The organism is Rosenbergiella epipactidis (genome assembly GCF_018494055.1).
Lineage (GTDB): Bacteria > Pseudomonadota > Gammaproteobacteria > Enterobacterales > Enterobacteriaceae > Rosenbergiella > Rosenbergiella epipactidis.
Window position 1 is genome coordinate 160424 of sequence record NZ_JABBFQ010000007.1, and the last position, 20829, is coordinate 181252.

The 20829-nt window shown below is 45.6% G+C and carries 17 protein-coding genes and 1 tRNA gene; 7 read left to right on the forward strand and 11 right to left on the reverse strand.

Annotation, left to right across the window (positions count from 1 at the left end):
- Positions 1–5 precede the first annotated feature (5 nt).
- Both iolB and HGT71_RS12000 read right to left on the reverse strand, forming a co-directional pair.
- Positions 6–815: a 5-deoxy-glucuronate isomerase gene (gene iolB, locus HGT71_RS11995; protein WP_214218017.1), complete on the reverse strand. Its 810-nt coding sequence runs from the start codon at positions 813–815 to the stop codon at positions 6–8.
- 18 nt (positions 816–833) lie between these two features.
- Positions 834–2339, reverse strand: coding sequence for a CoA-acylating methylmalonate-semialdehyde dehydrogenase (locus tag HGT71_RS12000; protein WP_214218018.1), 1506 nt, complete (start codon positions 2337–2339; stop codon positions 834–836).
- A gap of 354 nt (positions 2340–2693) precedes the next feature.
- Between HGT71_RS12000 and HGT71_RS12005 the strand changes: the two genes are divergently transcribed.
- The 4 genes from HGT71_RS12005 (at position 2694) to HGT71_RS12020 (ending at position 7956) form a co-directional block, all read left to right on the forward strand.
- Positions 2694–3725 (forward strand): oxidoreductase, encoded by a 1032-nt coding sequence (locus HGT71_RS12005; protein ID WP_214218019.1) that lies wholly within the window; start codon positions 2694–2696, stop codon positions 3723–3725.
- Between the two features lie 323 nt (positions 3726–4048).
- Positions 4049–5503: a sugar porter family MFS transporter gene (locus HGT71_RS12010; RefSeq protein WP_214218020.1), complete on the forward strand. Its 1455-nt coding sequence runs from the start codon at positions 4049–4051 to the stop codon at positions 5501–5503.
- A 153-nt stretch (positions 5504–5656) separates the two neighbouring features.
- Positions 5657–7588: a bifunctional 5-dehydro-2-deoxygluconokinase/5-dehydro-2-deoxyphosphogluconate aldolase gene (locus tag HGT71_RS12015; protein ID WP_214218021.1), complete on the forward strand. Its 1932-nt coding sequence runs from the start codon at positions 5657–5659 to the stop codon at positions 7586–7588.
- Positions 7589–7827: 239 nt separating this feature from the next.
- Entirely contained in the window at positions 7828–7956 is a 129-nt protein-coding gene (locus HGT71_RS12020; protein ID WP_214218034.1) for an IS1 family transposase, read from the forward strand.
- Between the two features lie 427 nt (positions 7957–8383).
- On the opposite strand, the gene ilvC is transcribed toward HGT71_RS12020, so the two are convergent.
- The gene (gene ilvC / locus HGT71_RS12025) at positions 8384–9862 is read right to left on the reverse strand and encodes a ketol-acid reductoisomerase (RefSeq protein ID WP_214218022.1); all 1479 of its coding nucleotides are present in this window, start codon (positions 9860–9862) and stop codon (positions 8384–8386) included.
- Between the two features lie 155 nt (positions 9863–10017).
- On the opposite strand from ilvC, the gene ilvY reads away from it, so the two are divergent.
- Positions 10018–10902, forward strand: coding sequence for an HTH-type transcriptional activator IlvY (ilvY, locus tag HGT71_RS12030; protein ID WP_214218035.1), 885 nt, complete (start codon positions 10018–10020; stop codon positions 10900–10902).
- Here ilvY and ilvA read toward each other — a convergent pair whose 3' ends face one another.
- The 6 genes from ilvA to ilvL form a co-directional block, all read right to left on the reverse strand.
- On the reverse strand, positions 10903–12450 hold the full coding sequence (gene ilvA / locus HGT71_RS12035) for a threonine ammonia-lyase, biosynthetic (protein ID WP_214218023.1): 1548 nt from the start codon (positions 12448–12450) through the stop codon (positions 10903–10905). It abuts the gene before it with no gap.
- 4 nt (positions 12451–12454) lie between these two features.
- A complete protein-coding gene (gene ilvD, locus HGT71_RS12040) occupies positions 12455–14305 on the reverse strand; it encodes a dihydroxy-acid dehydratase (RefSeq protein ID WP_214218024.1) in 1851 nt (616 codons plus the stop codon).
- A gap of 62 nt (positions 14306–14367) precedes the next feature.
- Positions 14368–15297, reverse strand: a complete 930-nt coding sequence (locus HGT71_RS12045) for a branched-chain amino acid transaminase (protein WP_214218025.1) — start codon at positions 15295–15297, stop codon at positions 14368–14370.
- 16 nt (positions 15298–15313) lie between these two features.
- Positions 15314–15571: an acetolactate synthase 2 small subunit gene (ilvM, locus tag HGT71_RS12050; RefSeq protein ID WP_214218026.1), complete on the reverse strand. Its 258-nt coding sequence runs from the start codon at positions 15569–15571 to the stop codon at positions 15314–15316.
- Positions 15568–17214 carry an acetolactate synthase 2 catalytic subunit gene (gene ilvG, locus HGT71_RS12055; protein ID WP_214218036.1) on the reverse strand — a complete coding sequence of 549 codons (1647 nt, stop codon included), beginning with the start codon at positions 17212–17214 and terminating at the stop codon, positions 15568–15570. Before ilvG ends, ilvM begins: the two co-directional genes overlap by 4 nt.
- Before the next feature lie 147 nt (positions 17215–17361).
- Complete coding sequence (gene ilvL, locus HGT71_RS12060; RefSeq protein ID WP_099824934.1) at positions 17362–17460, reverse strand: ilv operon leader peptide; 99 nt, start codon at positions 17458–17460, stop codon at positions 17362–17364.
- Between the two features lie 272 nt (positions 17461–17732).
- Here ilvL and HGT71_RS12065 point away from each other — a divergent pair, with 272 nt between their 5' ends.
- On the forward strand, positions 17733–19244 hold the full coding sequence (locus tag HGT71_RS12065) for a YifB family Mg chelatase-like AAA ATPase (RefSeq protein WP_214218027.1): 1512 nt from the start codon (positions 17733–17735) through the stop codon (positions 19242–19244).
- Positions 19245–19273: 29 nt separating this feature from the next.
- Here the strand turns inward: HGT71_RS12065 and HGT71_RS12070 are convergent, their stop codons facing one another.
- Positions 19274–19612, reverse strand: coding sequence for a MaoP family protein (locus HGT71_RS12070; RefSeq protein WP_214218028.1), 339 nt, complete (start codon positions 19610–19612; stop codon positions 19274–19276).
- A gap of 121 nt (positions 19613–19733) precedes the next feature.
- On the opposite strand from HGT71_RS12070, the gene hdfR reads away from it, so the two are divergent.
- Positions 19734–20558 carry an HTH-type transcriptional regulator HdfR gene (hdfR, locus tag HGT71_RS12075; protein ID WP_099824937.1) on the forward strand — a complete coding sequence of 275 codons (825 nt, stop codon included), beginning with the start codon at positions 19734–19736 and terminating at the stop codon, positions 20556–20558.
- A gap of 112 nt (positions 20559–20670) precedes the next feature.
- Here hdfR and HGT71_RS12080 read toward each other — a convergent pair.
- Positions 20671–20746: transfer RNA gene (locus HGT71_RS12080), tRNA-Trp, on the reverse strand.
- Positions 20747–20829: the final 83 nt, after the last annotated feature.

The window sequence follows — 20829 nt, forward strand, 5'->3', positions numbered from 1 at the left end:
AGCGATTATGAATAGTGTTCAGTGTTTATCCATGCGTGGTCTTTTTCCCAAGTAAATAACCACTTACGAACAGGTCCAGCCATTACATTAAGGTAATAACTGTTATATCCCGCTAGAGTTGCGACAGGGTGATAGCCACGAGGTACTTTCACCACGTCGCGGTCGTAAACCGCCATGCACTCATCTAACTCGCGGTCATCGGTATAAACCCGTTGTAAGCAAAACCCTTGCGGGGGATCTATCCGGTGATAATAAGTCTCTTCCAAATAGGTCTCTTGTCCATCAATAGGCGTGTCGTGTTTATGGCTGGGGTATGAGCTGGTATCCCCTTCTTGCGTATAAACTTCAACCACCAACAAACTATCAGCTGGCCGATTTTCCGGAAGAATATTGTGAACTAATCGCTGATTACGCCCCTTTCCTCGATGCTCCACTTGCACATCAGTCTCTGCAATCACTCTAGCGGGGAGATCGCCAAATCCCGGTGCTTGACACACTGCAATTTCTAATTCACTCAGCGCAACAATCTGCGTTTCTGTATGATGAGGGAGATACACTGACCACGGTGGGATACGTTCAAATGGAGTCATCCGCTTTCCAATACGAGGGAAAAACTCATTTGGCGTCTTAACACTTGCCAACCCTGCTACCAATACAACACAGCGTTCTTGATCATCTGCGGGAAGAGTAATCATCTCACCTTCAGAAAGATGCCAGACATCAAACCCTACATACTCCCACCCTGCATTTTCCGGAGTGATATGATGAAGATGTTTGGATTCTTTTGAATTCGCTTTACTCAAGAGCTTTGCCATAAATACCTCGACAGTAAATTAGCCTAGCGTCGGCATACTGAATTCTGCAGCCCCTTGCTGCCCTTCTGGCCAACGCGTGGTAACAGTCTTCATTCTGGTATAGAACCGCACGCCATCAGGACCATGTACATTCAATGCGCCGAACACTGACCGCTTCCATCCACCAAATGAATGGAAGGCTACCGGAACAGGAACAGGAATATTTACTCCCACCATACCTGCTTCAACACGTTGACTAAATTCTCGGGCGTAATAACCACTACGGGTGAAAATGGCGCTGCCATTACCGAACTCATGTTCATTAATTAGTCTTAATGCTGTCTCAAAATCAGGCGCTCTCACGATGCCTAATACCGGACCAAATATTTCTTCTTTGTAGATCGTCATCTCTGCGGATACGTGGTCGAAAAGTGTCCCGCCGACGTAAAAACCATCACTATGCCCCGCTACAGAATAATCCCTTCCATCCACTACCAACTGAGCACCTTCAGCAACCCCTGTATCAATATATCCTAAGACTTTCTGTTGATGCTGTTTGCTGATTACAGGCCCCATATCGTTTTCTTTTCCCGTCGAACACACCCCGGGACCAATACGTAGAGCTTGAATTTGTGGAACTAATGCTTCCACTAAGGCATCAGCAACCTGATCGCCAACAGCCACTACGATAGGTAGTGCCATGCAACGTTCTCCTGCGGAGCCAAATGCTCCTCCCATAATGGCACTGACGGCGGTCTTAAGATCCGCATCAGGCATCACAATAGCGTGATTTTTGGCTGCACCAAATGCTTGAACCCGTTTGCCGTGGGCGCTCGCCGTTGAATAAACGTGTTGTGCCACCGCAGAAGATCCTACGAAACTCACCGCTTTGATTCTTGGATCTGTCGTCAATAACTGTGTGACATCATTACCGCAATGGATCACATTAAACACACCATCGGGAAGGCCTGCTTGCGTTAGAAGCTCGGCTAGACGTATGGCTACAGAAGGAGCCGGAGCAGGTGGTTTCAAAATAAAAGTGTTGCCACACGCTAGCGCAACAGGAAACATCCACATCGGAACCATTGCTGGAAAGTTAAAGGGTGTAATACCAGCAACGACGCCTAGGGGCTGCATTAAGGAATAGCTATCAACACCACTGCCAACCGTCGCCGAATGTTCGCCTTTAAGTAAATGCGGAATACCACACGCAAACTCAACGACTTCGAGGCCGCGTGTAATTTCACCTTGAGCGTCTGAGAGTACTTTCCCATGTTCTTCACTGATTAACGCCGCTATCGCGTCCCGATTCTCTTCTAAGAGATGCTTAAAATTAAAGAGTATCCGTGCACGCCGAAGGGGAGAGGTAGTAGACCAACTAGGGAAAGCACGGTGGGCGCTCTCTATCGTGGCCAGCATTTCATCTTGAGAGCTTTGTACCACCTTACGGACCACACTTCCCGTAGCAGGATTAAATATTGGCAGGCTTTCTTGGCTCTGGCTTTGATGACACTGTCCTTGAATATAGTTTTGAACAATCTCCATCTTTTTTTCCTTCGAGTAAGTCATAGAAAAACGCCATTAGCGAAGATAGGCGTCGATGATCATGAGTATGGCTGGGAATAAAATTAACCGTACAGTTAAGGTTTAAAGATTTCAATTGATAATATTTGAAATTTTTATTTCTGTGATCGATGACATTTTTCTAATCCAACACACAGGAAAACACGACCCTGCCGGTATATATTGAATCGTAAATTATCCAGTCTGCGTCACAGTTATGTCGGTTTGATGAAACGAAACGATAATTTTCTTTCATCAAGTCGCCTAAAAGAGAGTTTCCTCTTACATATACTTTGGCGTTATCTACCTATTGAATTGGCGAGTGAGAGAAATATCATGCAAGAAACATCCATTGCTGTTGGGATCATTGGGTTTGGCTTTTCAGGAAAACATATCCATCGCCCATTAATCGACGCAGAACCCCATCTACGACTACAAGCCGTTTGCCAAAGATCCCTTCAAGAGAATGCACAAAATTCATACCGTGTAGAGACCGAGTCTCAAGCAATCATCGAAGCGGAAGATATCGATCTCATCGTGATAGCGACTCCTAATGAGAGCCATTTTTCGTTAGCAAAGGCCGCACTTCTAGCAGGTAAGCATGTCGTGATTGATAAGCCTTTTACGGTAACGCTTGAAGAAGCCCAGCAATTGGTCACATTATCCCAACAGCAAAATCGACTACTCTGTGCCTTTCAGAATCGTCGTTGGGATGCCGATTTCCTCACCGTTCAACAGCTGATTCGCGAAAAACGTCTGGGAGAATTACGCTATTTCGAATCTAACTACACATTCAATCGTCCGACCATCGAGGCGGGATGGCGTGAAAAGGCAGTATCAGGGGGCGGGGCATGGTACGATTTGGGCGCTCATCTCGTCGATCAGATGGTTATGTTATTCGGTCAGCCTGAATATGGTGCAGTGAATCTCGGGTTTCAACGTGACCATGCAAAGAATGTCGATTTTTTTCAGGCAACTTATCAATACCCTCACCTGCAAGTCAGCTTACAAGGCAGCCTGTTAGCAACCTCTTCCCCGCCCAGATTTCGCCTACAAGGGACACAAGGCAGTTATGTAAAATTCGGCCAAGACAAGCAAGAAGAACAGCTAGTGAAGGGTATGCAGCCCGGCCACGACGATTGGGGACTAGACCCTGAATTGGGAGTGTGGTTCACCGGTGGGGAAAATCAAGTTGATAAGAGACCGCTGCCGAACTTACGAGGTGGTTACGACGCATACTACCGCAGTATCTCTAGCGCAATACGTCTCCAGACGCCTTCTCCGATTCCACTCACTCAAAGTCTTATGACGATGCAATTAATCGAACAAACGCCACATCTTCCTAAGTTATTAGCAGCAACTTTGTGACAGATTAGCATCGAGGGAGTCAATCCCTCACCTATTTTACTCGTTCCATATTTAGAATAAATATTTACATAGCTCACAATTGGAAAAGAAAAAAGACCTATCTTCATTAAAAACAGGATTTTAATCATGATGTTGCATAGGTTTCACTTTACACCAAAGAGACAATTATTCGGGAAGTGTAGGTAAAATCACATAAATGAAAATAATAATTCATTATTTTCATTACCGAATCTTAATTTCAATTGATGGCATTTTTGGAATACCGGTTCATCTTTTCAACAAGGTTTCTAGGAATGTACGAACGTAATAGATGAGGTAAGAGAATGGATAAGCCTAAAAGGCACTACAATTTAGTCTATTTAATGCTCTGTTGTACCGTAGCCGCATTTGGCGGCTTACTCATGGGCTACGATAGTTCAATCATTTCCGGTGCGATTGAACCTCTAAGCGAATATTTTCAATTAACACCCGCGGAAACGGGATGGGCTGTATCCAATATTCAAATTGCCAGTCTGGTGGGCTGTTTTGTTGCACCTAAAGCTAGCGATAAGCTAGGACGTAAGAAATCTCTAATGATTACCGCCATATTATTTGCGGCATCGGTAGTTGGGACATCACTCGCTCCAAATTTTTTCTTTTTTATTTTATTTAGAATGGTCGCAGGGCTGGCAATTGGACTAGCATCGGTTATCTCGCCCATTTATTTAGCTGAGTTAGCCCCTTCCAAGTACAGGGGAAGAACCACGGCCCTATATTCTATTTGTTGTGTCGGCGGACAAAGTGTAGTGCTCCTCACTAACTATTTTATTACCAATGCTATAGACCACCCACAAATGGTCGAGAGCGGATGGCGCCTTATCCTCTCTTCAGCTATAGTTCCTTGCGTATTGTTCTTGATTTTCGTCGCTTTTATCCCCGAGTCACCACGTTGGAGCGTCTTCCGTGGTGCAGATAGTGAGGCACTTAAAACACTAACGCGAATTTCTAACGCGGATCATGCACGCTCTGTATATAATGAAATCAAGGAATCCTTAAATTCCACTGATTCCTGTAAAAAAATTAGTTTTACATTAAATAGACGGACTGTCCCTCTTTTAATTATTGGTATCGGATTAGCGGTAGGGAATCAATTAAGTGGAATAAATGTGATTCAGTATTTTGGCCCAACATTATTAAAAAGCGTTACTGGCTCGAACAGTAATGCCCTGTTTATTACCTTCTTACTCTCCATATCTCAGTTTGTCGGCGTCGTCATCGGTATGATGTTACTAGACCGTATTGGTCGCCGTAAATTATTACTCTTAGGTGCATTAGCCTCAACTCTTTTTTTAGCCTATTCCTTCTTTGCCTTTTATTTGCAATTTACTGGACCTGCGGCAGTGATCGGCTTATTTGGGTTTATGCTATTTTTTGGAATTACTTGGGGGCAAATAGTGTGGACCGTACTAGGGGAAATATTTCCTACCGATATTCGCGCCATTTGCGTCGGTATTTCAATATGTATGATGTCATTCTCTAACTTTGCTATCAGTAGTGTATTCCCAGTCCTTAATAGTAACACCTACTTGTTAGACATTTTCCATGGCGGCTTCCCGCTACTCCTTTTCTCTATTTCATCATTAGGTATGTTTTTCTTCACATGGCGTTATGTGCCAGAGACAGCAGGTGTATCGTTAGAGAAAATCGAAGATATCGTTATGCAGCGTTTTTATGGTGATAAGAATATTCACTCACAGACTTCAGCACGACCCCCTAAAGACAACATTAACTCGCTCTGATTACGGAATGAAATATTAGGCCTAGTCACTAGGCCTTTTTTTTAGTGTAAAGAGAATTATGTGATCGCTATCCTATACCTAATGAAATATTTATTCCATAGTTATGGATATTGAAATAAAAACTTTTAAATAACGACCAGTGAGGAATGGAGAATGAATCATCGATCTAAAGCTGCTTTAGATGTTATCTGTCTTGGGCGTATTGGCGTCGATCTATATGGCCAACAAATCGGCGCTAGACTGGAAGACGTCAGTTCATTCGCGAAATATCTTGGTGGCTCATCTGGAAATGTTGCTTATGGCACAGCAATTCAAGGTTTACGCTCAGGTATGCTTGCACGCGTTGGCGATGAACATATGGGCCGTTTTTTACGTGAAGAGCTTGAAAGAGTCGGTGTTGACACTCAATACCTTATTACTGACTCGCAAAGACTTACCGCACTGGTACTGCTAGGTATCAAAGATCAGGACACTTTCCCACTAATATTTTACCGTGATAATTGCGCCGATATGGCACTCACTCCCGAAGATATTCATGAAGATTATATCGCATCTGCTCGGGCGCTAGCCATAACAGGGACTCATCTTTCACACCCTAATACGCGTGCAGCAGTACTTACTGCTTTAAACTATGCAAAAAAAAATCAATTACGCCGAGTTCTTGATATAGATTACCGCCCAGTATTATGGGGATTGACCTCTTTGGGAGACGGTGAGACACGGTTTATTTCTAATAATGTGGTTACTGCTCAGTTACAAGAAGTACTACACCACTTCGACCTAATTGTCGGGACAGAAGAAGAGTTTCATATCGCCGGTGGTAGCACTGATACACTTGAAGCCCTTAAACGTGTTCGCCAATTAACTCAAGCAACTTTAGTCTGTAAACGTGGCCCCCTCGGATGTTCTGTCTTTGAAGATATAGTGCCGAATAGTTGGGAAGATATCCCTCTACACACTGGTTTTAAAGTAGAGGTACTAAACGTACTGGGGGCAGGAGACGCATTCATGTCGGGCCTACTTCGTGGCTATTTAAATAATGAAAGCTGGGAGCAGTCTTGTCGTTATGCTAATGCCTGTGGCGCACTGGTCGTATCTCGCCATGGCTGCGCCCCGGCAATGCCAACTGCTCGTGAGCTAGATAATTACCTCGAGAGAGCTGAGTCGGTCCATCGTCCAGACAATGACTCCGGATTAAATCATCTCCATAGAGTTACGACCCGCAAACAACAGTGGCCGGACCTTTGTGTCTTTGCTTTTGACCATCGTAAGCAGTTGGAAGATATGGCACAGGAATCGGGAACTGATTTATCGAGAATTCCTCAACTTAAAGCGTTACTCCTCAAGGCGGCACAAAAAGCGGCTAAAGAGACGGGTTTACAAGGAAATAGTGGTATTTTGGCGGATACAACATATGGCCAAGCTGCACTCAATACAATAACAGGTCAAGGTTGGTGGATAGGTAGACCTATTGAGCAACCGTCATCCTACCCATTACGTCTTGAACACGGCAATATTGGTAGCCAATTAATCAGTTGGCCAAAAGATCATGTTGTGAAATGCTTAGTTTTTTGCCATCCCGATGATCCTACCGATATTGCAACACATCAATACGAACTCGTTGATCAGGTATGGCAGGCATGCTGCCTTTCCGGCCATGAATTGCTCCTCGAAGTGATCTTACCCAATCATGCTGACCAAGATGAAAACCATTACGCTACTCTTCTGACCTCTTTCTATCAACGCGGTATTAAGCCGGATTGGTGGAAGTTACCGGCTCAATCTACTGAAAGCTGGGAGCGCCTAAGTCTCATCATCGATGAGAACGATCCGGATTGCCGTGGAATCGTCATTCTTGGATTAGATGCTCCTGAAGAGCAGATTAAAGCAAGTTTTACTACAGCAGCTCCTCACAAGAAAATCAAAGGTTTTGCAGTGGGAAGAACCATTTTCGGAGAGCCATCGAGGTTGTGGCTTGAAAATCGTTACACTGATGATGAATTAATTGAGGACGTCACTCAACGGTTTAAAAATTTGATTTATTGTTGGCGTCAAGTTAGACCGATGAATCAATTAGAATATTAAATTATTTAGCGACTCTCTATCAATTACTCATAGTGATACGAGGGTCGCATCAAAATTTAGTATTCGTAGTCGTTCTTCCTCTACTGAGCCAGCTTGAAAAATATTAATTATGTTCACGATATTTCAAATTAAATAATTGTTCCCTTTCTAACAATCTTTCGCTCCCATAAATATTCAAAAACAGGTAATACTCTTAATTTTTTTGTATTGAAGCATAATCAGGCTTTTGAAGTTGTCTCATAGCGAGCTTTACTGTTCATTGCCCCCACTGTCAAGCTAGTCAAGTTTACCGGCTGGGTCAAAACCATAATGGGCATGACCGTTCACGCTGCCGTGATTGCCATCGCGCGTTTCGACTCCACTTGTAAAGCTCGTAAAGACCACATTACCGAGATGATTTTTAATGGCTGACGAAATTTTAATTCCTACTACCCCTTATGTTTTTATTCTTTATCCATAGGGTATCGCCGATAAATAGGAAGTTTGAGAAGCGCGGCAGACTTCTTTACAGTGCAATCGGCTTCAACAGACTTCAGAACGTCGATTAACTGGTATTAGGCGAATCGTGCTTTACGCATAGCGATATCCTCATCGTGATAGTTTTAGTATGCAGGAAGTTCTCTAAAAGTGAATGGTTCGTTTCGCAGGGATACTTACACGCCCCTAATACTTTAGGAACGATTCAAGGTGTTAGTGCAACAGATAGGTCATAAGTTATATATTGTAGAAATTAAAAAGCCCCTATAGTGTTAAACAATATAGGGGCTTGGAAGAGATATCCGGTGCTACTGGCGATTAACCTGCTACGACAATGCTCTTCATATCGGTCATGTAACCGCGTAGTTTACGGCCCACTTCTTCAATTGGGTGATGACGAACGGCTTCGTTCACTTCACGTAATTGTGCATTATCGACGTTATTATCTGTTGTCGCAGGTTTACCTAAGTCACCAGGCTTCAAGTTAGCCATAAAGTCTTTTAATAATGGTACGGCTGCAAAGCTAAATAGGTAGTTACCGTATTCTGCGGTATCTGAGATTACAACGTTCATTTCATACAGACGCTTACGTGCAATGGTGTTGGCAATCAGTGGTAATTCGTGAAGAGATTCGTAATATGCTGACTCTTCAATGATGCCCGCATCAACCATAGTTTCGAAGGCTAATTCAACGCCTGCTTTAACCATTGCGACCATCACCACACCTTGATCGTAGTATTCTTGCTCGGCAATTTTACCTTCGAACTGTGCCGCATTTTCGAAAGCGGTTTTGCCCGTCTCTTCACGCCAAGTCAGAAGATCTTTATCATCGTTGGCCCAATCGGCCATCATACCGGATGAGAATTCACCAGAGATGATATCGTCCATATGTTTTTGGAATAATGGTGCCATCAGCGTCTTCAGTTGCTCTGAAAGCGCATAAGCTCGTAATTTGGCTGGGTTTGATAAACGATCCATCATCAGAGTGATACCACCAAACTTCAGTGATTCGGTGATGGTTTCCCAACCAAACTGAATTAATTTTTCAGCGTAAGCCGCATCAGTGCCTTCAGCCACTAATTTATCGAAGCATAGAATTGAACCTGCTTGCAGCATACCGCAAAGGATAGTTTGCTCGCCCATCAAGTCAGATTTTACTTCTGCAACGAAAGAAGATTCTAATACACCCGCACGGTGGCCGCCTGTGGCTGCTGCCCAGGCTTTAGCAATCGCTAATCCCTCTTTTTGCGGATCATTTTCTGGGTGCACCGCTAATAAAGTTGGTACACCGAAACCGCGTTTGTATTCTTCACGCACTTCGGTACCTGGGCACTTCGGTGCAACCATGACGACGGTGATATCTTTGCGGATGGTTTCGCCGACTTCTACGATGTTGAAACCGTGAGAATAGCCTAATGCTGCACCTTCTTTCATCAGAGGTTGAACCGCTTGCACCACTGCTGAGTGTTGTTTGTCTGGAGTCAGGTTAATGACTAAGTCAGCTTCAGGGACTAACTCTTCATACGTGCCAACGGTAAATCCATTATCTGAAGCTTTACGCCATGATGCGCGTTTCTCATCGATAGCTTCTTGACGCAGTGCATACGCAACATTCAGGCCAGAGTCACGCATATTCAACCCTTGGTTTAAGCCTTGTGCACCACAGCCTACGATAACTACTTTCTTGCCTTTCAGATAGTTAGCTTCATCAGCAAACTCTTCACGAGACATAAAACGACATTTACCTAATTGCGCCAGCTGATTACGTAAGTTCAGCGTATTAAAATAGTTAGCCATGAATACTCCAGATAATGTTGTGCATATTTTGTGTAATTATTGAAACGTCTTTCGTTTCATTATGACCCCATCATATGACAGGAAATGCATTGCTTAAATTGATATATTAACAATATTACATTGCAGTTAACGCAACATTAAAAGGCATGATGATGATGGATTTACGCGATTTAAAATTGTTTCTCCATTTGGCTGAGTCTTGCCATTTCGGGCAGACATCCCGGGCAATGCATGTCAGCCCCTCTACGCTCTCTCGACAGATTCAACGCTTAGAAGATGAGCTAGGTTATCCCTTATTTCTGCGGGATAATCGCTCAGTCTCCCTCACTGAGGCGGGTGAGCAGTTAAAAGTTTTTGCCCAGCAAACGTTATTACAATATCAACAGTTAAAGCATGCGATGGCGGTAGACAGCCCCTCTTTGAGTGGGGAATTGAAAATTTTCTGTTCGGTCACTGCGGCTTATAGCCATTTACCGCCAATACTTGATCGATTTAGGGTCGTCCATCCGCAAGTGGAAATTAAATTATTCACGGGTGACCCTGCTGATGCGGTCGAGATTGTTAGCTCCGGTCATGCCGATGTGTCGATTGCAGGCAAGCCTCTTTCTCTGCCTGCCGGAATTGATTTTACGCCTCTCGCAACATTACCACTGGTGATGATCGCCCCCGCTCTACCTTGCCCTGTACGACAGTTAGCGATGAATCACGAAGCACGTAACTGGCAGGAGATCCCTTTTATTATCCCTGAGCAGGGACCGGTGAGACGCAGTATCGATCTGTGGTTCCGCCGACAACGTATGCCTAATCCGATCATCTACGCTACCGTTGCAGGGCATGAGGCGATTGTTTCGATGGTGGCATTAGGCTGTGGCGTAGCGCTACTTCCAGCGGTAGTGATTGAAAATAGTCCCGAGATGGTCCGTAACCGGATTATGATGTTAGAGGGTGAAGATTTAGGTGCGCCGTTAGAATTAGGGATTTGTGTACAAAAACAGCGGCTACGAGAGCCGCTGATTGATGCTTTTTGGAATCTTCTCTAGCTATTTCCCTGCCAAGAAAAATTTAAATGCAGGATTTTCAGTTTCATCATGATACGCATACCCTAAGGCATCGAGGTGGGGTTCGAAATCCGTTTCTCGCGGATTTTGTTCGAACCCAGCTAAGACTCGCCCATAATCGGTGCCATGGCTGCGATAGTGAAACAATGAGATATTCCAATGAGTGCCAAGAGTCTGCAAAAACTTGAGTAATGCACCGGGTGACTCAGGGAATTCAAAACTAAAGAGACGTTCCTCTAAAGCTTTACTTGGACGCCCACCTACCATGTAGCGTAAATGCAACTTGGCCATTTCATCATCCGAAAGATCAACGACTTGATAGCCATGATTCTGCAGCTGAGTAACGATCTCTTTACGCTCTTCATCGCCTCGCGTCAGTCTGACACCTACGAAAATACAGGCTTTCCCTTCATCGGCATAACGGTAGTTGAATTCAGTGATTGAGCGGCCACCCAATGTTTGGCAAAAGGTCAGGAAACTCCCTTGCTGCTCTGGAATCGTCACCGCTAAGAGGGCTTCACGTTGTTCGCCTAATTCACAGCGTTCAGAAACATAGCGTAGGCCATGGAAATTAACATTCGCCCCAGAGAGGACATGGGCTAAGCGCTCCCCCTCAATTCCATGCTGTTGAATGTACTTTTTCATTCCTGCTAACGCTAAGGCGCCAGAAGGCTCTGCCACCGCTCGCACATCTTCAAACAGATCTTTCATTGCAGCACAGATGCCGTCACTGTCGACCGTGACAATGTCGTCGATATATTGCTGACATAAACGGAAGGTTTCGCTACCAATACGTTTGACTGCCACCCCTTCAGCAAACAGGCCTACACGTGGTAGTTCGATAGGCTGTCCGGCTTCCAGTGCAGCGGCTAAACAAGCGGAATCACTGGCTTCAACGGCAATTACTTTTATTTCAGGCATTAGCTGTTTGATTAAGACAGCGACCCCTGCAGCCAAGCCTCCTCCGCCCACCGGCACGAAAATACGGTCTAAATGTGCATCCTGCTGAAGAAGTTCCATCCCTAAAGTGCCCTGTCCAGCGATGACTGAAGGGTGGTCGAAGGGAGGAATAAAGGTCAGGCCGTGATCTGCTGCAAGCTCGATCGCTTTGGCTTTCGCCTCATCGAAGTTAGCGCCATGTAAAAGCGCTTCTCCGCCAAAAGCACGAACCGCATCCACTTTGATATCCGCTGTTGCCAGCGGCATCACTATCTTCGCCTTAATCCCTAGTTTCGCGGCAGAAAGTGCCACACCTTGCGCATGGTTTCCTGCGGAGGCGGTTACCACACCACGAGATTTCTGCTCTTCGCTGAGTCCCGCGATCATGGCATAAGCACCGCGCAGTTTGAAACTATGCACGGCCTGCCGGTCTTCACGCTTGACCAAGATGGTGTTACCTAAGCGTTCTGAAAGCTTATTCATCACTTGGAGCGGAGTGACCTGTGCAACATCGTACACAGGAGACCGCAGGATGGCGTGAAGATATTCGCCTGCTGACGGCTCAGCAGGCAAGGGTTTAACTGTCGCCATCGACTTATCCCCCAAGTTTACTCTTATCACGCACCGCACCTTGGTCAGCACTGGTGGCTAAAGATGCGTAGGCTCGTAATGCAAACGAGACTTCACGCTCACGATTATTTGGCGTGTAAGCTTGCTCACCACGCTGAACTTGTGCGGCTTGGCGCTCGGCAAGTTCTGCATCGCTGATATCTAAGGTGATCCCACGCTGCGGAATATTTATCGAGATCATATCCCCTTCTTCCACCAGCGCGATAATACCGCCACTTGCCGCTTCAGGTGAGACGTGACCGATTGAGAGTCCAGAGGTGCCGCCAGAGAAACGACCATCAGTGATTAATGCACATTGTTTGCCCAATCCCATAGATTTTAAGTAGGTGGTTGGATAGAGCATTTCTTGCATGCCCGGACCGCCCTTTGGACCTTCGTAGCGGATAACAACCACATCGCCGGCAACAACTTTACCGCCGAGTATCGCCTCAACTGCATCATCTTGGCTTTCGTAAACTTTAGCTGGGCCACGGAAGGTTAGAATTTCTTCATCTACACCCGCGGTTTTAACGATACAGCCTTTCTCAGCCAAGTTACCGTAAAGTACCGCCAGTCCACCATCTTGAGAGAAGGCATATTGGCGCTCACGGATACAGCCATTTTGGCGATCATCGTCAAGCGTATCCCAACGGCATGATTGCGAAAACGCTTTGGTGGTACGGATCCCCGCAGGCCCTGCACGGTACATGGTTTTAATCGCTTCGTCTTGAGTCAACATGATGTCGTACTGCGCTAAGGTCTCTTTCAGTGTTGAGCCCAATACATTAGGGACATCGGTATTTAATAACCCGGCACGATCAAGCTCACTGAGGATACCGATAACCCCTCCAGCACGGTGCACATCTTCCATATGGTATTTTTGGGTACTTGGCGCGACTTTACACAGGTGCGGAACTTGACGAGATAAACGATCAATATCGGAAATATCGAAATCAATATCCCCTTCCTGTGCCGCAGCCAGTAAGTGTAACACGGTGTTCGTTGAGCCACCCATCGCGATGTCTAACGTCATCGCATTTTCAAATGCTGCTTTTGAAGCAATATTGCGAGGTAAAGCACTGGTGTCATCTTGTTCGTAATAACGCTTAGTCAGGCTAACAATACGTTTACCTGCATTGATAAATAATTGCTTACGATCGGCATGAGTCGCCAGAAGTGATCCATTACCGGGTTGTGAAAGACCTAAGGCCTCAGTCAAACAGTTCATTGAGTTGGCGGTGAACATTCCTGAGCATGAACCACAGGTTGGGCACGCTGAGCGCTCGATCTGTTCACTGTCGGCATCACTCACATTAGGGTTAGCACCTTGGATCATCGCATCAACCAAGTCGAGCTTGATGATTTGATCGGATAGCTTCGTTTTACCGGCTTCCATTGGGCCACCCGAGACAAAAATAACAGGAATATTTAGGCGCATTGAGGCCATTAACATCCCTGGGGTGATTTTGTCACAGTTTGAAATACAGACCATGGCATCCGCACAGTGAGCATTCACCATGTATTCAACAGAGTCAGCGATAAGTTCACGAGAAGGTAAGGAATAGAGCATTCCTCCATGACCCATGGCGATCCCATCATCGACGGCGATGGTATTAAATTCTTTCGCTACACCGCCCGCCGCTTCAATCTGTTCCGCGACCAGTTTACCGAGATCCCGTAAATGAACATGACCGGGGACGAATTGAGTGAAGGAGTTAACAACGGCAATGATAGGTTTACCAAAATCATCGTCGGTCATTCCAGTTGCGCGCCATAAGGCACGAGCGCCAGCCATATTTCGGCCATGGGTGGTGGTTGCAGAACGGTACTTAGGCATGCTCAATCTACTCCAAATAACAGCAAAACGGGCATATCATGCCCGTTATAAAATGAATAAGGTTACGCGTTGACCGGATCTAACCAGCCCCATTTATCTTCTGTCTCACCGGTGAATAACCCGAAGAAAGCTTGTTGGATGCGCTCAGTCACTGGTCCACGTTTACCTGCGCCGACAGTGATACCATCCACACTTCTCACCGGCGTAATCTCTGCGGCCGTACCAGACATAAAGACTTCATCAGCTAAGTAAAGTGACTCGCGAGAAAGCACTTGCTCACGCACCTCAATGCCCAGTGATTTTGCTAGAGTAATAATAGCGTCGCGAGTGATACCCGGTAACGCTGAAGAGGTGAAAGGTGGGGTAAATAAGACACTATCTTTAACTTCGAATAGGTTTTCACCTGCCCCTTCAGAAATATAACCTTGGGTGTCTAGAGCGATACCCTCTTGATAACCATGACGACGGGCTTCACTCCCTACGAGTAATGAGGATAGATAGTTCCCACCCGCTTTCGCTGCAGTAGGCAGAGTATTGGGTGCAACACGGTTCCAAGAAGACACCATCGCATCGATACCTTGCTCTAAGGCTTCTGCACCTAAGTAAGCGCCCCATGGGAAGGCTGCGATGATCACATCCATACTGAACCCTTCAGGCGGGTTTACACCCAAGCCAACATCACCAACAAATGCTAGGGGACGAATATAAGCGCTTTTTAGATCATTTTTACGGAGTACCTCACGGCATGCCGTCATTAATTCGTCGACAGACTGCGTGATAGGAAAACGATAAATTTTGGCGGAATCGTGTAGGCGCTGCATATGTTCACGGTGGCGGAAAACCACTGGGCCTTTGTGCGAATCGTAGCAACGGACGCCTTCGAATACTGAAGTGCCGTAATGCAGGGCGTGAGACATAACGCTAATTTTAGCGTCTTCCCATTTAACCATTTCGCCATTGAACCAAATGAATTCTGCTTTTTTTGTACTCATTGTCTGTCCCTTACGATTATGCACGTATTTGTTGTGTTTTATTTTGTATGACGTTCACGCTGTTCACGTCGATTAATTTAGTCAGCTGTGTCGAAAGTAACTCAATACCCCGGTGGCTGGCGACTGTCATTTCGATATTAATCTGCTCCGGCCCCAGAGTTTGTGCCATTTGCATGGTTTTAATTTCAAATCCGCGATGGCGTACCACCCGTAAGATGCGTTCTAATACTTCAGGACGATGACTCGCGGCGATAGTGAGTTGATGCTGATTCATGCGCTTTTCTCCATCATATTAGTGTTACTCGCACCCGGTGGGACGAGAGGCCAAACATTTTCGTTTTCATCAATCTGAATATGTAAAAAATAAGCGGTCGGTGCATTTAAGAATTCATCCAGTGCAGCGTCGATCTCATCTTTTTTACTAATACTTTTGCCAGGGATATCAAAAGCACGAGCAAGCATTAGAAAGTCAGGGTTATCGGTCAGCAACGTTTCGCTATAACGCTCTTCAAAGAACAGTTCTTGCCACTGACGGACCATGCCCAGTCGCTGGTTATCTAACAGAAGAATTTTTACCGGTAACTGCTTGCGCTTTATCGTCCCCAGCTCTTGAATATTCATCATGATCGACCCATCACCGGACACACAGATCACGGTATCTTCTGGGCGAGCCACTTGGGCGCCAATCGCTGCAGGTAAGCCGAACCCCATTGTGCCGAGCCCACTCGATGTAATGAAATTTTCCGGCTGATTGAAGAACATATGTTGTGCCGCCCACATTTGGTGTTGGCCAACATCGGTCGTTACTACGGTACTGTGTGGCATTTTTTCAGCCAGCTTTTTGAGTAACGCGGGCGCAAAAATAGGTGCACCTGGGTGATCGTAATTAGGCGCAGTGGTCTTTTTCAGATCGGCTAGATGCTCAACCCAAGGAGTAATCGATACGGTTGTTGCCAACTGAGGTAATATCGCTGCAATGCTTCCCTGTAGGGCTACATGCGCTCGACGTAATTTATTTAATTCTGCTGGGTCAATATCGATATGAATAACCGCAGCATGAGGGGCAAAGGTATCAAGCTTTCCAGTAACGCGATCGTCAAAACGCGCACCAATAGCAATCAGTAAGTCGCTTTCCTGTACCGCTAAGTTTGCCGCTTTACTACCATGCATACCCAGCATGCCTAGGTAGGTCGGCTCATCATGAGGTACAGTTCCCAATCCCTTCAACGTACAAACGGAAGGCAGGGAGGTAGTTGATAAAAAGGCTCTCAGTTCATCAACCGCACCAGCCATACCGACTCCACCGCCGACATAGACAATCGGTTTTTGTACCTTATGAAGTAACGCTTTCGCGGCGTCGAGCGAACCTGAGAAAGAGACGTTATCGTGGGCTACAGCGCTAAGGACAGGTTGAAAATCGGCAGCGCCCATTTGGATATCTTTGGGAATATCAACTAAGACAGGACCGGGACGGCCTGATTGAGCTATGGCAAAGGCATCGGCCAGAACTTGCGGTAACTCTTCAGCGCTTTGCACCATAAAGCTGTGCTTAGTACAAGCCAGAGAAAGCCCTAGTACATCAATTTCTTGGAAGGCGTCAGTACCAATCACCGCCGAAGAGACTTGGCCTGTGATGGCGACAATTGGGACTGAATCCATCATGGCATCAGCTAGACCTGTAATAAGATTGGTCGCCCCCGGCCCCGACGTTGCGATACAGACACCTGTTTTCCCTGTCGCACGGGCATAACCGATTGCTGCGACGACTGCCCCTTGCTCGTGTCGGCATAATAAATGTTCAACACCGCCGTCGTATAACGCATCGTACACTGGCATGATTGCGCCACCAGGGTACCCAAATACCGTCTTAATTCCTTGCCCTTTCAGAGCATGAACTACCCACTGCGCTCCAGTCATCACTAAACCTCTGCCTTTTTTGGGTTATACAGAATTTTATGCTGAAAACTCTGTTACCTCAGATTTTATTATTTTGTTGTGTTTGGACCAAAAAAAAACCCCCGAACTTTTAAGTGCGGGGGTTTTCTTTAGATTACGACTTGATTTCTAAGCCTTTTCTCTTCCGAACGTAGCCCCGCAGGATGGGAGAATAATCACCACCACGCTAATGAGAATAAGGCTAATCACTCGTAAAAGGGCTTTCATAATCAGTTCAGATATTCGTCTTAATCGAATCAATACCTACAGAGTTATCATAGTTTTTAGATATGATGCAATGTTTTTTTGTCTTGGTGTAGAACAAGACTTTTTGCGTATTCAGGTAACCTCATGATTACTATTAATTAAAAGACAGATCTCGAAAAGAAATAAATACTTTGAAATTGTTACTTAATTTATCGATGCGTCGCTCAATAAAGAATCTGAATGTGAGAAGAACCTTCTATTTTTAAGCATACTTCAGTGAGGAGGAGACGATCATGCCACTTGCAGAAGTTCGCACTCGTTATATCGTGGGTATAAACACCACACCGATCACGGTTGAGGTTGATATCAGCCAAGGTCTACCCGGATTTATCTTGATTGGGCTTTCAGATAGCACCGCACGTGGTATTAGGGCGCGTGTGCGGAGTGCGATGCTGAACAGTGGTTACCATTTCCCCGCGAAGAAAATAACGCTAAGCCTAACCCCTGGCCCTCATCTCGGTGATACAGCTGGCTACGACTTACCCATAGCGCTTGCAATCCTTATCGCTTCAGGGCAGGTCCAGTTAAAGCGTCATGGTCACGTAGAGTTTTATGCCGGATTATCACTCAATGGCTCGCTGACCGGTTGTAAAGGAGCGATTTCAGCTATGCTTGCGGCTGCCAATGCGAAACATCAAATTGTTGTCGCTCAACAACTCTTCTCACCGGAGTTAATTTTTGCTACCGAAACCGTTTATTATGCCGAGAACCTCCGACAAGTATGCGGCTATCTTCAAGGTGAACCTATTGCAACGACGAGCACACTCAATAAACAAACTGTTTGTCCTGAATCTCCTTTTGTCGATATACAGTCTATCGTTGGGCTGTATCATGCTAAACGCGCCTTAGAAATCGCTGCCGCTGGCGGACACAGTCTATTAATGGTTGGCCCTCCTGGGAGCGGGAAAACGACTCTAGCGCGTTGCTTACCAAGCCTATTGCCCGAGCTAACACCTGAAGAAAAGATCGCTGTAGCACAAGTGAGAAATTTGTTTAAAAGCCACCTTGTACAGCCGTTATCACGCCCTTTCCGAAACCCACACCATAGCATTACCGCGGCAGGGTTGATTGGCAGCACTCACCCCGAAGCCCCCGGTGAGATTACACTCGCCCATCGGGGAGTCCTTTTTCTGGATGAATTATTAGAATTCGATAAGAAAACTTTAGATGCTTTAAGAACTCCGTTAGAACAAGGCTATGTTCTCCTATCACGGGCTAGGGCAAAGATTATTTATCCCGCCAGTTTTCAATTAGTCGCAGCAACCAATCTTCCTTACGGCTATGCGCTATCAGAATTTAAGGCCAAGAATGCTCGAAGTGCTTTAGGGAAAAGTATTGAGATACTTTCTGCCGCGCTCATAGACCGGTTTCAACTCTCTATAGCGGTTTCAGCCTCATTAGACGGTTCGACATCACTGCATCATGAATCGAGCCTAGCGATTAAGTCACGAATTTGTACAGCGAGAGCGCTTCAGAATAAACGACAAGGAAAAGAAAATGCGCGGCTCAATTCCCGCGAGATAAGTCTTTATTGCCAGCTAACATTAGAGGATTGGGATTGGTTGAAAGAGAGTCTTCAGCAACTATCGCTATCTCATAGGGCTTTTCACCATATATTACGAGTCGCGCGAACGATCGCCGACCTAAACGGAGAAGATGAGATAACCAAGGTAGCATTACAGGAAGCATTAAGTTATCGATATACTGATCGTATTGTTAAACACCTCACTCAACTATACCAATAAAAAAAGGCCCACCTCGGTGAGCCCTTCTATTAATCGTCGCTATCGCTGTAATCTTCAACTGCATCCATTTGTGGCTTGCCGCCGGACAAAGTATGAAAACGTTTAGGCCGCTTAATACGAGCCATATACTTAGACCAAACCTTCTCTGCTTCAGTCTCTGCAGGACGCTGTCCACGACATACTTCTACAAACTGTTTTTCTTCTTCATTAGATGGCTCACGCTTAGCGAGATCGAGCTCATTCATCGCAAAACCGTAACGTTCTAAAAATTGGGCTTCTTTAATCGTAAAATCTCCATGGCGGGAGAATCCACGTGGGTAGTGCTTATTATCAAAAAAACGGTGGGTAGTTACAAAGCTTTCCGCCATATAACACGCTCCTGCTTCTATTAATAGCTGTGTGGTTCATGCCGCGGAGTATTAGTTAGGCTTGACAAAGTGTAAAACAAAAGATTTAAATTGATACGATAAATTTTTTTGGAGATGTACTTTGGACACCGAATTACTGAAAACTTTCTTGGAAGTCAGTCGTACGCGACACTTTGGTCGTGCTGCTGAAGCGCTCTATCTCACACAATCGGCGGTGAGTTTTCGAATTAGGCAGCTTGAAAATCAGCTAGGAGTCAGCTTATTCACCCGTCATCGCAATAATATCAGATTAACGACCGCAGGCGAGAAGCTAAGGCCTTACGCCGATGCACTGATGTCAACCTGGGCTCAGGCGAAGAAAGACGTCGCATTGGCCTTACAACATCATGAGCTGTCTGTAGGGGCCAGCACAGCCTTATGGGAGGGTTATCTAACGAATTGGCTTAAATCCCTCTATTCAGAGTATGAAGAACTGCATATCGAAGCTAGGGTCGCACAGCGCCACTTACTCGTGAAACAGATACATGAGCGCCAATTAGACTTACTCATCACCACAGAAGCGCCGAAAATGGACGAATTGGCCAGTCAGCCTATCGGTTCCTTAAATTTAGCGTTATTCCGTTCAAAGAATAGTATTGAAGGTGAAAAAAGTCGCTATATCAAAGTCGAATGGGGTGCCGACTTCCAATACCATGATGAGTATCTTGCCGAAATCGATGATTCATATCTTTTGACCACGACCTCTGCGAATATTGCGCGAGACTTACTTAGCTCGACTAATAGCTGTGCTTTTCTGCCTGACTACTGGGATGAACTTTACCCCGACCTTGTCAAAGTTGAAAATTCCCCATTAATCCCGAGAACGCTTTACGCAGTGTGGTTACAAAATAGTGACCATCTCCAAGAATTAAAGCAATTAATTGATATACCTGTCAGTAATAGTTAGGAACTAGGTGTTAGACGTCGAAAGGCGGATAACACCTTTTTGACTAAGATGAAGTGGAACGTAAATTTTAAGCAAAAAAAAATCCTTTACATAAGTAAAGGATTCTACTTTCTGGCAGGGGCGGAGGGACTCGAACCCCCAACACCCGGTTTTGGAGACCGGTGCTCTACCAATTGAACTACGCCCCTAAAAAGGTGGCGGAACGGACGGGGCTCGAACCCGCGACCCCCTGCGTGACAGGCAGGTATTCTAACCAACTGAACTACCGCTC